The sequence below is a fragment of the Agrobacterium sp. SOY23 genome, from assembly GCF_027212525.1.
Classification (GTDB): Bacteria; Pseudomonadota; Alphaproteobacteria; order Rhizobiales; family Rhizobiaceae; genus Agrobacterium; species Agrobacterium tumefaciens_I.
The window spans coordinates 513,566-526,828 of the sequence record NZ_JAPWDT010000002.1 but is presented as its reverse complement, the minus strand read 5'-3'; the positions used below and the strand labels follow the sequence as shown (position 1 = coordinate 526,828).

Below are 13,263 nucleotides of genomic sequence, written 5' to 3'. Positions count from 1 at the left end.
CAAGCCTCCCTCAGCGTGTCAGGACGAGGCCGGAATCCGGCTTCCAGTTCAGCCATACCATATCGCCGAAAGTGATCGGGCGATCGACGAGACGCGAGACATTCGCCTGCGCCGCGCGGATGACACGGCCATCGGCAAGCTTGACGATGAAGACGGAAAAGTCGCCGAGATAACCGATGTCCCAGACCTCGCCATAGGCGGAATTGATGCTGCTATCGGCGGGCTGGTCGAGCGAGATGCGGACTTTTTCGGGGCGGATGGCGTAGGCCACCTGACTGCCGGTCGCCGCCGCGCATTCCTGCTCCACCGAAACCTTCAGCCCTTCGCAATCCAGCGTCACCAGACCCGGCCTGCCGATATCGGAGGCGTTGGCGACGACGTTCGCGTCAAAAATATTAATGTCGCCGATGAAGTCCGCCACGTAGCGTGTGTTCGGTGCTTCGTAAATCTCGGCCGGCGTCGCCACCTGCACGACGTTGCCCTTGTCCATGACGGCGATGCGGTCCGACACCGTCATCGCCTCTTCCTGGTCATGGGTGACTATGAGGAAGGTGAGGCCGAGATTGGTCTGGATATCCATCAGTTCGAACTGCGTTTCCTCGCGCAGCTTCTTGTCGAGCGCGCCGAGCGGCTCGTCCAGCAACAGCACCTTCGGCCGCTTGGCGAGCGAACGGGCGAGCGCCACGCGCTGCCGCTGGCCGCCCGAAAGCTGGCTCGGCTTGCGCTTGGCAAATTCCGTGAGCTTCACGAGCTTCAGCATTTCCTCGACGCGGGAAGCGATTTCCGCTTTGGCCATGCCGTCCTGTTCGAGGCCGAAGGCGATGTTCTTTTCCACCGACATATGCGGGAAAAGCGCGTAGGACTGGAACATCATGTTGGTGGGACGCTTATAGGGCGGCACACCGGAAATATCCTTGCCCTGAAGCAGAATGCGGCCTTCGGTCGGCTCTTCGAAACCGGCCAGCATGCGCATCAGCGTGGTCTTGCCGCAGCCGGACGGGCCGAGCAGCGAGAAGAATTCGCGCTCGTAAATATCAAGCGTCAGATTGTTGACGGCGACGAAATCGCCGAAACGCTTGGTGACGTTTTCAAAACGGATGAAGGGCACCGCATCGGGATTGTCCCAAGGGCTGAATTTGCGTTTGACCGGTCCGAGTGTCTTTGCCATGCCCGCCCCATTTCACCAAGAATCCATCGAAACGTATACGACAGCGAGGCCGGATCGACGCCATCCCCACCTGTCTTCATCCCCGTTCCCCGGAACAGGCCGAGGATGTAGCAGGGACCCAGTCAGCCCAAGTCTCCGGGCTGAAAAGACTTCATCTGACCTGACAGATTCAGGTCGCTGGATTCCCGTGACGAGCACAGGAATGAGGGTGGACGGTGTCCACCCTCTCCGGATCCGCTTAGCTGCCGGTCTTTATCTGCGTCCAGACGCGGTTCAGCACGCGCTGTTCCTTCGGCCCGTAGGGCGAGATGGTGAAGAGCTTCTTCATCGTCTCGGCATCGGGATAGACCGCCGGGTTCTTGGCGACCGCCTCGTCCATCAGTGCCTGCGAGGCAAGGTTGCCATTCGCATACTGGACATAGTTGGATGCCTTGGCGATGACTTCCGGGCGCATCAGATAATTGATGAAGGCGTGCGCTTCCTCGACATTCTTGGCATCCGCCGGGATGGCAAGGTTGTCGAACCACATATAGGTGCCTTCCTTCGGGATGACGTAGTTCACTTCGACGCCGTTCTTGGCTTCCTCGGCGCGCGTTTTCGCCTGCAGGATATCGCCCGACCAGCCGATGGTGATGCAGGTATCGCCATTCGCCAGTTCGTCGATATAGGCGGAGGAATTGAAGGTCTTCACGGAGGGGCGGATCTTCATGTAGACGTCGCCGCCCGCCTCGAGATCGGCGGTTTCCTTGCTGTCGGGATTCTTGCCGAGATAGTTCATGGCGATGGCGAAGGTTTCGTCCGACGCATCGAGAATATTGATGCCGCAGGATTTCAGCTTTTCGGCATTTTCCGGCTTGAAGAGAATATCCCAGCTATCGACCGGAACATCGCCGAGCGCGGCCTTCACCTTGGCGACGTTATAACCGATGCCGGTGGTGCCCCACATGTAGTTGACGGCATATTCGTTGCCGGGATCGTATTTCGCCAGACGCTCGGAGACGTCCGGCCACATGTTCTTCAGATTCGGCAACTTGGACTTGTCGAGTTTCTGGAACACGCCGGCATTGATCTGGCGGGCGAGGAAGGGGCCGGTGGGCACCACGACATCGTAACCCGAGCTTCCGGCGAGAAGCTTCGTTTCCACGAGTTCGTTGCTATCGAACACGTCATAAACGACCTTGATGCCGGTTTCCTTGGTGAAATCGGCAAGGATCGATTCGTCGATATAATCCGACCAGTTATAGACGTGGACGACCTTCTCCTGGGCCATTGCCGAGCCTGCTGCAACGAGCGCGGTGGTGAGAGCCAAGGTCAGACGGAGAGAACGGTTTTTCATGATGTCTCCTGTTAACGCATCCTCACGGTGGGAGCGTGATCCCCTTTTTTGCGAGAGACTAGAAAGGAAAACAAAAGGGAGCAAGCGGGAAATGTGCGGCACAGCATTTTCAACCAAATGTGTTCCGGCCACAAAAAAGCGGATGGAAACACCTACTGGAAGTCGAAAACACTGAGACCCGTGACCATTTCATCCAGCCCGAGCGGACGCGTGAGCGGTGCTTCCGCCCGCGACAGGCAGCCCTGCCTTTCGCACAGCCGGCAGGAGGGGCCGATGGCAACGGGTGCCGCGCCCGAAGCGGCCGGGCCATAGACCGTTTCCCCCGCCTGGCCGAGATCGCAGCCCAGAAGCACGGCGGTTCGCCTGACCCTTTCGCCGAAACCCGCCTGCGGGCCTTCCAGCGTGCGCGAAACCGTGAGGAAAGCATCACCGTCCGGCATTTCCACGGCTTCCACCAGAACCTGCCCCGGCTGGGCGAAGGCTGCGTGAATATTGAGCCGCGGACAGAGGCCGCCGAATCGCGCCCTCGGAAAACCGCCGGCCCCGGCAAGGCGGAAGCGGTTGCCGGCATTGTCGATCTCCATCAGGAAAAACGGGATCGCCGCGGCCGTTGGCCGTTGCAGGCTGACGAGCCGGTTGGCGGCCTGTTCGAACGAGACATTGAAGCGCGACCGCAGAACATCGAGATCATATTTCGCGCGCTGGGCGGCGCTGAGGAACGCGCCATAGGGCATCATCAGCGCATGGGCGGCATAACGCGCCAGTTCGAAACGGGCGATACGCCGCGCCTCCTCGCCCTTCAGGCCCAGCGCCTCCAGTTCCGCCCCAATCTCTTCGCGCAGCGCCAGAAGACAGGTCTCCATCGCCATTTCCCGGAGCTGATCCGGTTGCGACAGGCGTTCTGATAAAAACAGCCGCATCGAATGGCGGTCATAACGCCGCCTCAGATTCGGCATGGCGTGCACCGGCAGAGTTCTGACAACGATGCCGTGGTTTTTCTGTAACCACGCACGAAGACCGGAGGCGAGATCATCACCCGCCGACAATTGTTTATGGAGTTCTTCCGCCGCCGCATCGATGGCATGGAAATAGGCTGGCCGGTTTTCAAAGACATGCCGCACCTCGTCGATCGGCAGCCGGGTGGAAGACAACGCGGTCTCATGCCCCTCCCGCGCCAGAAGATCGGAAAGGTCGGAAAGGCGCTGCGCCTGCTCCCGGTAGGCCCGGTAAAGCTTGAGGACACCACTTGCCGCATTGGGCGCGGCATCCGCGACCTCGATCAGTTCCTGCGGCGATGGCACTTCACCCGCCAGCAATGGATCGGCGAAGACCTCACGCAGCTGCCCGGCGGAACCGGCGCTTTCGCCCTGCAGGTCATCCAGATCGACCTTATAGACCGAAGCGAGCTTCAAAAGCAGCTGCACCGTGAGCGGCCGCTGGTTGCGCTCGATGAGATTGAGATAGGACGGCGAGATCGCCAGCGCCTCGGCCATGGCCGTCTGCGTCAATGCGAGACCGTTGCGAATACGGCGTACGCGCGGTCCGGCAAAAATCTTGTTTTCCGACACAGCCTCACCTTCCCATCCCGTGACTCATACAAGCCTGTTACAAACCCGTCGGGCTAGAGCTTTTTACAAAATTTACAGTTTTACAACTCCACCCTGTCACGCACCCTACAGGATAACCTCTTTCAAGTCACTGTTTTTATGTTTGTTCTGGCGTTGAAATCTCCAAAAATGTAAATGTAGTCACACAGAACGGCGCCACACGAAGTTCACGACAGCCCGTTTTAGAAACCGCATTTGTCATGGGAGAGAGAAGTATGACGGATTTTTACAAACTTGTTCCGGGCGCACCGCAGGGCCGTTTCGAGGGCATCGAGCGCACCTACACCGCCGCCGACGTGGAGCGGTTGCGCGGTTCCGTCGAAATCCGCCATTCGCTGGCCGAGATGGGTGCTAACCGGCTGTGGAAGCTGATCAACGAGGAGAATTTCGTCAATGCGCTCGGCGCGCTTTCCGGCAACCAGGCCATGCAGATGGTTCGCGCCGGGTTGAAGGCGATCTATCTTTCCGGCTGGCAGGTTGCTGCGGACGCCAACACGGCCTCGGCCATGTATCCGGACCAGTCGCTTTATCCCGCCAATGCCGCGCCGGAGCTTGCCAAGCGCATCAACCGCACTTTGCAGCGCGCCGACCAGATCGAGACGGCGGAAGGCAAGGGCCTTTCGGTCGACACCTGGTTCGCGCCGATCGTTGCCGATGCGGAAGCCGGTTTCGGCGGGCCGCTCAATGCCTTCGAGATCATGAAGGCCTTCATTGAGGCGGGCGCAGCGGGCGTTCACTACGAAGATCAGTTGGCATCGGAAAAGAAATGCGGCCATCTGGGTGGCAAGGTTCTTATCCCGACGGCGGCGCATATCCGCAACCTGACGGCAGCGCGTCTCGCTGCAGATGTCATGGGTGTGCCGACGCTGGTTATCGCCCGCACGGATGCGGAGGCTGCCAAGCTTCTGACCTCCGACATCGATGAGCGCGACCGCCCCTTCGTGGATTACGATGCCGGCCGCACCGTCGAAGGCTTTTATCAGGTCAAGAACGGTCTTGAGCCCTGTATTGCCCGTGCCGTTGCCTATGCGCCCTATTGCGACCTGATCTGGTGCGAAACCTCAAAGCCGGATCTCGAACAGGCGCGCAGGTTTGCGGAAGGCGTGCACAAGGTGCATCCCGGCAAGAAGCTCGCCTACAATTGCTCGCCGTCGTTCAACTGGAAAAAGAACCTCGACGACGCGACGATTGCCAAGTTCCAGCGGGAGCTCGGCGCGATGGGCTACAAGTTCCAGTTCATCACGCTCGCCGGTTTCCACCAGCTGAATTTCGGCATGTTCGAACTGGCGCGCGGTTACAAGGACCGGCAGATGGCGGCCTATTCCGAGCTTCAGGAAGCGGAATTCGCGGCGGAAGTGAACGGCTACACCGCCACCAAGCACCAGCGTGAAGTCGGCACCGGCTATTTCGACGCCGTGTCGCTCGCCATCTCGGGCGGCACCTCGTCCACGACCGCCATGAAGGAATCCACCGAGCACGACCAGTTCCGCCCGGCGGCTGAATAAATCGAGAAAACCGCCCTTCCCGGCAACAATCAAAGGCTGGGAAGGGCTTGCAAACCGGATCAAGAACCCCGACCAATAAAGAGAGGAGAAATGCCATGAATGCCCACAACCCCATCAAGACCCACGTCAAGGAACGCGCCGAGGAACAATCCTCCGCCATGACGCAGGATCAGCAGGCCGCCATCCGCATGCTGGCCAATGATCTGCACCGCCTCAACCAGGCTGTCATGAAAGCCGTCGAGGCCGGTGTTTCCGTCGAGCTCGTCCGCTCGGCCCGCCACCATGGCGGCGGCGGCAACTGGGGCGATCTTCTGATCCCCGTCATCGTCGCGCAGGGGCGTGACGCCGCCTGAGGGACAGCCTTTCTCTTATGCCGGGCGGCTCTTGCGACCGGCATAAAGATCGGAATGGCTTTTGATCAGACGGGTCATCCGATCCGCCACCGTCCGTATATCGCGGCGGTGGCGATCGTCATTGTTCATGACGATCCATTGATTGTGGCGGAGTGGTTCGATTTCGCCGCCCTCGCGAAGAAGCCGTGCATCCGCATCGCCGACGAAACAGGGAAGCACGGCGACCCCTGCGCCGGCCAACACCAGATCGAGCAGCGCCACCGGCCGGTTCACCGTCACAGCAATATCGCTGCGGCGGTTCTCATGCGGCCAGCGCAGATAGGTGGAAATGGCGCCGTCTTCCGCCACCGCCAGCCAGCGGTCGGCAACGGCGGCAGCGGCGTTGCGCAGCCTGTAGGGCGCATAGGCCACCTCCCCCGTCTTGATGGCGGCGAGGTTCTTTTCCTGCGGCTCGAAAGCGCGGATGCCGATGTCATTTTCACGATGGGCCAGCGACGCCCGCTGTTCCGCTATGAAAAGATCGATGCGGAAATCATCACGGTCGGTGCAGATGGCGGAGAAGTTGCCAGTCAGCAGCCAGGCATTCCAGGTGCCGACGGCGATGCGCACGGTGGAAGAGGCCAAGGATGCCTTCTGCCATCCCTCGATATCCCTGGCAGCATTTTCCATCGCCTGAAGCCGGTCGAACAGCGCGCGACCATCCGCCGTCAGGGCATATCCTGTCTGGCTACGCTGAAACAGGGCCTTGCCGATGCGCTCCTCCAGCTCCACCATGCGCCGCCCCACGGTCGCGGGGCTAAGACCCGTCAGCGCGGCCGCCCCGGTCAGGCCGCCGCTGCGTGACACATCGAGGAAAAGCTGATAGGAATCCCAGGTGACGTTTTTCATCGGTGAAAAACGTAGCGCATTTTCTTGCGCAGATAAATCAAAAAACGGCGTGCATCATGGCCCTCCGCATAAGAAGGAGAGCGAACATGCACGCGATTTTTGCAGCACGGGTCATCATCGAAAACCAGCAGCCGCGCACCCGGCACGAAGCCATTCTGCAGGAAGAGAAGTTCTATGCTGATATGGCCGAAGCGTCCTGGCCGTGGCGGCTTTTCCGCATACTTGTCGGAATGATGAAGTCGAAGGACCGCGGGTCAGTAAAAGAGGGCGATCAGAGCCGCGAGAGCGCCGGTTGCGATGATGCCGAGGCGAAAGGCCATCTGCCGGCTCTCGCTTTCGGCGCGGGCGATGGCAATGGCGCGAGGGCGACGATGTGCGGATCTGTTCATGCGCGGGCTCCTGACGAAAAACTCAACCGACCCATGCCCTGTTAAGAGCCTCCAGCCTGACATCATGTGCAGCGGGATCGCAGAGCGATCCGGCTTTGCTGGCATTCGGTCAGGATGACTCCTCGCCTGTTAACAGAATGTTAAAGAGGGCGAAAACGGGCCACAAACTCGGCTGATGAATTTGGCAAACGCGCCCATCCGCACGCCGTCACCCCGGACTAGATCCGGGGTCCAGCCAACGCATATCCGTGTGGCGAGAAAGTATTTCAGCCCAAAGACTTGGGCTGGCTGGATTCCGGTTCAAGGCCGGAATGACGGAAGAGAGAATGCTTCAACCAACTGACTGAGCCCATCTCACGCGAATTCGCCTGCCGCCTGTCCGGACGCCCAGGCCCACTGGAAATTATAGCCGCCGAGCCAGCCGGTGACGTCAACGCATTCGCCGATGAAGAACAGGCCTGGCACCGCTTTCGCCGCCATGCTGCGGGAATCGAGGCCGGTCGTGTCCACACCGCCGAGCGTGACTTCCGCCGTGCGATAACCTTCGGAACAGGCGGGCTTGATCTGCCAGTCCTGCACCTCGCCCGCGAGCTTCGCCAGAGCCTTGTCGGACATATCGGCCAGATGGCCGGTAAGGCCGGATTGTTCGACGACGTGCTGGGCGAGCCGTTTCGGCAGGATTTCCGATAATGCCGTCTGGGGCGACTGGCGGCCGTTCTTCTGTTTCGCCTGTTTCAGCAGCGCGGCGATATCGCGATGTGGTTCGAGTTTCAGGCGGATCGCATCGCCTTCACGCCAATAGGATGAGATTTGCAGGATGGAGGGACCGCTCAGACCACGATGGGTGAAGAGCAGCGCTTCCTCAAACGAGGTCTTGCCGTGAGAGACCTCGGCTGGAACCGCGACGCCGGCAAGCGGGCTCAGCCTTTCCAGCAAAGCGGGATCGAGCGTCAGCGGCACAAGGCCGGGGCGCGGCTCGATGAGCTTGAGACCGAATTGCTCGGCGATCTGGTAGGCAAAGCCGGTCGCGCCCATTTTCGGGATCGACTTGCCGCCCGTCGCGATGACGAGGCTTTCCGCTTCGATTACGCCGCCTGAGGTGGTGACGCGAAAACGGCCGCCATCATGGGTGACAGCCGAGATCGAGGTTTCGAGCCGCAGCTTCGCATTCACCGCCTGCATTTCGCCAAGCAGCATGCGGATGATGTCCTTGGCGCTGTCGTCACAAAAGAGCTGGCCAAGCGTTTTTTCATGCCAGGCAATACGGTGTTTTTCGACGAGAGCGATGAAATCGCGGGGCGTGTAACGGGCGAGTGCGGATTTGGCGAAATGCGGGTTGGCGGAGAGATAGTTCTTCGGCCCGGCATGGATATTGGTGAAGTTGCAGCGGCCGCCGCCGGAGATACGGATCTTTTCGCCCGGCGCTTTGGCATGGTCGAGAATGACGACGGAGCGGCCGCGCTGACCGGCGCGGATGGCGCACATCATACCGGCGGCGCCCGCCCCCAAAATCAGCACGTCACATTTCTCTGTCATCATTCCATCCGTTCCGTTTCCTTTCCTCTTTTCGAAGTGCCGCCACTTGTCAATGGCGCTTTCCCCCTCGCCAATTGCCAAACTACGGTTATGATGGCGCCAGTCGAAACACAGACCCGGTGATACATGCCCCCGAAGAAAACCATGCTCCGCCCGAAGAAACAGGCAACCATGGCAAAGACACCTCCCCTCGACCTTTCCTCCCCCCGTGGCGTTTCCTCCTGGCGCGAAGCCGCGCAATGGCTGCGTGCGCGCGGGATCGAGGATATAGAATGCATCACCCCCGACCTTGCCGGGGTTCCCCGCGGCAAGATGATGCCGACGGCGAAATTCACGGGCGATACCTCGCTTGCCCTGCCGTCTGCGCTCTACCGCCACACGATATCAGGCGAATATCCCGACGAGACCGCCAATTTCCGTTATGAGCCGCGCGACAGCGACCTGAAGCTGGTGCCCGATCTTTCCACGCTGTCCGTCGTGCCCTGGGAAACCGACCCGACCGCGCAGGTAATCTGCGACGTGGTGGATGCGGAAGGCAATTTCGTGCCCTACACGCCGCGCAACGTGCTGAAGAATGTGCTTTCGCTCTATACCGAAAAGGGCTGGAAGCCGGTCGTGGCGCCGGAAATCGAATTCTACCTCGTCGCCATGAATGACGACCCGGATTATCCGCTGCACCCGCCGAAGGGCCGGTCCGGCCGCTCCATCGTCGGTGGGCAGAGCTACTCCATCGCCGGCATCAACGAGTTCGACGAGCTGATCGACGACATCTATCACTTCTCGGAAAAACAGGGCCTCGAGATCGATACGCTGATCCACGAGGAGGGTCCGGCACAGCTGGAAATCAACCTGCGCCATGGCGATCCTATCGAGCTTGCCGACCAGGTTTTCCTGTTCAAACGCACCATCCGCGAGGCGGCGCTGAAACACGGCATCTATGCCACCTTCATGGCGAAGCCCATGCAGGGCCAGCCGGGTTCGGCCATGCATATCCACCAGTCAGTGGTGGAGATCGACAGCGGCCGCAATATTTTCTCCAACAAGGATGGCGGCCCTTCCAAGGAGTTCTTCAACTTCGTGGGCGGCATGCAGCGCTATGTGCCGAACGCGCTGGTCATGCTCGCGCCTTACGTGAATTCCTATCGCCGCCTGACGCCGGACATGGCCTGCCCGGTCAACAATGCCTGGGGTTACGACAATCGCACCACCGCTTTCCGGGTGCCGATTTCCGGTCCGCAGGCGCGGCGCGTCGAAAACCGCCTGCCGAGCTCGGACGCCAATCCGTATCTGGCCCTTGCCGCCTCCCTCGGCTGCGGCTGGCTCGGCATCGTCAACAATATCGAGCCGACCGAACCCACCGCCGATACGGCCAATGAAGGCTCCATCGAACTGCCGCGTGGTCTGCTTGAGGCCGTGGCGTTGCTGGAGGGCGAAGAGCAGTTCGACCGGGTGTTCGGCCATGAATTCGTGGGCCTCTATGCCGGCCTGAAACGCGGGGAGTTCGAGACCTTCATGCAGGTGATCAGCCCCTGGGAGCGGGAATTCCTGCTTCTCAACGTGTAAGGAACCTCGAGCATGACATGGCAAAGCCCGATTGCGCCGGGGATTTCCTGGTATCAGGCAACCGTCGGCGAGCGGCCGGACTATCCAGCCCTCGACGGGTCGAAGCAGGTTGATGTCGCGATCATCGGCGGCGGTTATACCGGCCTTCAGGCCGCCTGCAACCTCGCAGAAAACGGCGTCTCCGTCGCCCTCATCGAGGCGCATCGTTTTGGCGATGGCGCTTCCGGACGCAACGGCGGGCAATTCGGCACCGGCCAGCGCTCCTTTCCGGACGAGATGGAAGGCGAGATCGGCTTCGAGCAATCCAAGCTTCTGTTCGACATCGCCGAAGATGCCAAGAACTACGTGCGTGACTTCGCCAGCAGCCGCGGCATCGACATGGAGTATCTGCCCGGGCAGCTTTATGTGGCGCACAAGGCCGCTTACGAGGATGATTATCGCAGAAGCGTCGATGCGATGAACAATCGCTACGGCTATCCGCATATTTCCTACATGGAGCGGGGCGAGGCGCGCAAACGTGTCGGCTCCACTCACTATTTCGGCGGCACGCGCGATACCGGCACCGGCCATATCCACCCGCTGAAACTGCTGGTCGGGCTTGCCAAAGCCGCGCAGGCCGCAGGTGCCGGCATTTACGAAATGACACCGGCAAAATCCATCCGGCAAGTGGGCGGCAAAACCATCATCGAAACCCCCTTCGGCACACTCACCGCGCCGCGGGTGCTGATCGCCACCAATGCCTATATCGGCAATCTGGAACCGGTGACGGCGGCTCACATCATGCCCATCCGCTCCTTCATCGGGGCAACCGCGCCGCTCGATGCCTATCCGGAGATTATTCCCGGCAAGGAAGCCGTGGCCGATTCCCGTTTCGTGGTGCGCTATTTCCGCAAGACGGCCGATAACCGCCTGCTGTTCGGAGGCCGCGAGGCCTATACGGCCGATACGCCGCGCGATATTTCCAGCCATATCCGCCGGCAGATCGCGGAAATCTATCCCCAACTCAGGGACATCGACATCACCCATTCCTGGGGCGGCTCCGTCGGCATTACCCTGCCACGCAAGGTCTTTGTGCGCGAGGTCATGCCCGGCGTCACCTCCATCGGCGGTTACTCCGGCCATGGCGTGATGCTGTCGAATTATTGCGGCAAGCTCTACGCCGATCTCGTTCTCGGCAAAAAGGACATGTTGGCGCCGTTTGCGCGGCTGAAGGTGCCCTCCTTCCCCGGCGGGGCATCGCTGCGCACGCCGCTGCTTTTCCTGGCGCTTTCTTGGTATGCATTGCGAGACAGGTTTTAGGCCAATGTTTACAGACTGTTGCCGGCGGCAGACGAGTTGGCGGAAGCAAAATTCATAATTTCACATAACTGAGTCTGGCATTTTTAAATCGATTAGATTATTGATGCCCCCAACCCTTGAAGATCGAGAGAATCGATATGAGCAGTCAGATCATTCCTGTTGAAGCTTTTGATTGTGTCGTTTTCGGCGGCACAGGCGATCTGGCGGAGCGCAAGCTTCTGCCGGCCCTTTATCATCGCCAGGTCGAAGGCCAGTTCACGGAGCCGACACGGATCATCGGTGCGTCGCGTTCGGTCATGACCCATGAGGAATATCGCAAATTCGCGCAGGACGCCCTGAAGGAACACCTGAAGGCTGGCGAATATGACGACACGCAGGTTTCCCTGTTCCTCAACCGGCTTTTCTACGTGCCGGTCGACGCGAAGACCAATAATGGCTGGGACGTGCTGAAGAAGCTGCTCGATGAGGGCAAGGATCGCGTACGCGCCTTCTATCTGGCCGTCGCGCCGGGCATTTTCGGCGATATCGCCGACAAGATCCGCGAGCACAAGCTGATCACCCGTTCGACCCGCATCGTGGTTGAAAAGCCGATCGGCCGCGATCTGGCCTCCGCCCAGGAATTGAACGACACCATCGGCCATGTCTTCAAGGAAGAGCAGATCTTCCGTATCGACCACTATCTCGGCAAGGAGACGGTGCAGAACCTGATGGCGCTGCGTTTCGCCAATGCGCTTTACGAGCCGCTGTGGAATTCCGCCCATATCGACCATGTGCAGATCACGGTTGCCGAAGCGGTCGGTCTCGAAGGCCGCGCCGGTTATTACGACAAGGCCGGCGCGCTGCGCGACATGGTTCAGAACCACATTCTCCAGCTGCTTTGCCTTGTCGCCATGGAGCCGCCGGCATCCATGAATGCGGAAGCCGTGCGTGACGAAAAACTCAAGGTTCTGCGCTCGCTGAAGCCGATCGATACCAGCAATGTCGAAAAACAGACGGTTCGCGGCCAGTATCGCGCCGGTGCTTCCGCAGGCGGTCCGGTAAAGGGTTATCTGGAAGAGCTGGAAGGCGGCGTTTCCAACACCGAAACCTTCGTCGCCATCAAGGCTGAAATCGCCAACTGGCGCTGGGCCGGCGTTCCCTTCTACATCCGCACGGGAAAACGCCTCGCGACCCGCGTTTCGGAAATCGTCGTCACCTTCAAGCAGATCCCGCATTCGATCTTCGACGATGCGGCCGGCAAGATCGAAGCCAACAAGCTGGTCATTCGCCTGCAGCCGGATGAAGGCGTCAAGCAGTCGCTCCTCATCAAGGACCCCGGTCCGGGCGGCATGCGCCTGCGTCAGGTTTCGTTGGACATGAGCTTTGCCGAAGCCTTCAACGTGCGCAGCCCCGATGCCTATGAGCGGCTGCTGATGGATACCATCCGCTCCAACCAGACGCTGTTCATGCGCCGCGACGAAGTGGAAGCGGCATGGGACTGGATCGACCCCATCCTCAAGAGCTGGGAAGATCTGGCCCAAGGCGTGCAGGGTTACACGGCCGGAACCTGGGGTCCGAGCGGCTCGATCGCACTGATCGAGCGCGACGGCCGCACCTGGCATGATGCCGACTGAGGGCCT

11 protein-coding genes are annotated in these 13,263 nt (G+C 60.2%); 6 read left to right on the top strand and 5 right to left on the bottom strand.

Annotation, left to right across the window (positions count from 1 at the left end; all coding sequences use genetic code 11):
- Positions 1 to 10: 10 nt before the first annotated feature.
- From O3S81_RS07765 to O3S81_RS07755, 3 genes are all read right to left on the bottom strand, one after another.
- Positions 11 to 1,168, bottom strand: coding sequence for an ABC transporter ATP-binding protein (locus O3S81_RS07765; RefSeq protein ID WP_269342057.1), 1,158 nt, complete (start codon positions 1,166 to 1,168; stop codon positions 11 to 13).
- Between the two features lie 238 nt (positions 1,169 to 1,406).
- Positions 1,407 to 2,504 (bottom strand): polyamine ABC transporter substrate-binding protein, encoded by a 1,098-nt coding sequence (locus O3S81_RS07760; RefSeq protein WP_269342055.1) that lies wholly within the window; start codon positions 2,502 to 2,504, stop codon positions 1,407 to 1,409.
- Positions 2,505 to 2,656: 152 nt separating this feature from the next.
- Entirely contained in the window at positions 2,657 to 4,072 is a 1,416-nt protein-coding gene (locus tag O3S81_RS07755) for a helix-turn-helix domain-containing protein (RefSeq protein WP_269342053.1), read from the bottom strand.
- 254 nt (positions 4,073 to 4,326) lie between these two features.
- On the opposite strand from O3S81_RS07755, the gene aceA reads away from it, so the two are divergent.
- On the top strand, positions 4,327 to 5,616 hold the full coding sequence (gene aceA, locus O3S81_RS07750) for an isocitrate lyase (protein ID WP_269342052.1): 1,290 nt from the start codon (positions 4,327 to 4,329) through the stop codon (positions 5,614 to 5,616).
- Positions 5,617 to 5,711: 95 nt separating this feature from the next.
- Positions 5,712 to 5,969 carry an SMc00767 family acetate metabolism repressor gene (locus tag O3S81_RS07745; RefSeq protein ID WP_004432604.1) on the top strand — a complete coding sequence of 86 codons (258 nt, stop codon included), beginning with the start codon at positions 5,712 to 5,714 and terminating at the stop codon, positions 5,967 to 5,969.
- Positions 5,970 to 5,984: 15 nt separating this feature from the next.
- Here O3S81_RS07745 and O3S81_RS07740 read toward each other — a convergent pair whose 3' ends face one another.
- Complete coding sequence (locus O3S81_RS07740) at positions 5,985 to 6,857, bottom strand: LysR family transcriptional regulator (protein ID WP_269342051.1); 873 nt, start codon at positions 6,855 to 6,857, stop codon at positions 5,985 to 5,987.
- 86 nt (positions 6,858 to 6,943) lie between these two features.
- On the opposite strand from O3S81_RS07740, the gene O3S81_RS07735 reads away from it, so the two are divergent.
- The gene (locus O3S81_RS07735) at positions 6,944 to 7,291 is read left to right on the top strand and encodes a hypothetical protein (RefSeq protein ID WP_269342434.1); all 348 of its coding nucleotides are present in this window, start codon (positions 6,944 to 6,946) and stop codon (positions 7,289 to 7,291) included.
- Positions 7,292 to 7,600: 309 nt separating this feature from the next.
- Here the strand turns inward: O3S81_RS07735 and O3S81_RS07730 are convergent, their stop codons facing one another.
- Entirely contained in the window at positions 7,601 to 8,785 is a 1,185-nt protein-coding gene (locus O3S81_RS07730; protein WP_269342049.1) for an NAD(P)/FAD-dependent oxidoreductase, read from the bottom strand.
- Between the two features lie 123 nt (positions 8,786 to 8,908).
- Here O3S81_RS07730 and O3S81_RS07725 point away from each other — a divergent pair, with 123 nt between their 5' ends.
- From O3S81_RS07725 to zwf, 3 genes are all read left to right on the top strand, one after another.
- Positions 8,909 to 10,345, top strand: a complete 1,437-nt coding sequence (locus O3S81_RS07725) for a glutamine synthetase family protein (protein ID WP_269342047.1) — start codon at positions 8,909 to 8,911, stop codon at positions 10,343 to 10,345.
- 12 nt (positions 10,346 to 10,357) lie between these two features.
- On the top strand, positions 10,358 to 11,644 hold the full coding sequence (locus tag O3S81_RS07720; RefSeq protein ID WP_269342046.1) for an NAD(P)/FAD-dependent oxidoreductase: 1,287 nt from the start codon (positions 10,358 to 10,360) through the stop codon (positions 11,642 to 11,644).
- A 137-nt stretch (positions 11,645 to 11,781) separates the two neighbouring features.
- Positions 11,782 to 13,257, top strand: a complete 1,476-nt coding sequence (zwf, locus tag O3S81_RS07715) for a glucose-6-phosphate dehydrogenase (RefSeq protein WP_269342045.1) — start codon at positions 11,782 to 11,784, stop codon at positions 13,255 to 13,257.
- The last annotated feature ends 6 nt before the right edge of the window (positions 13,258 to 13,263 follow it).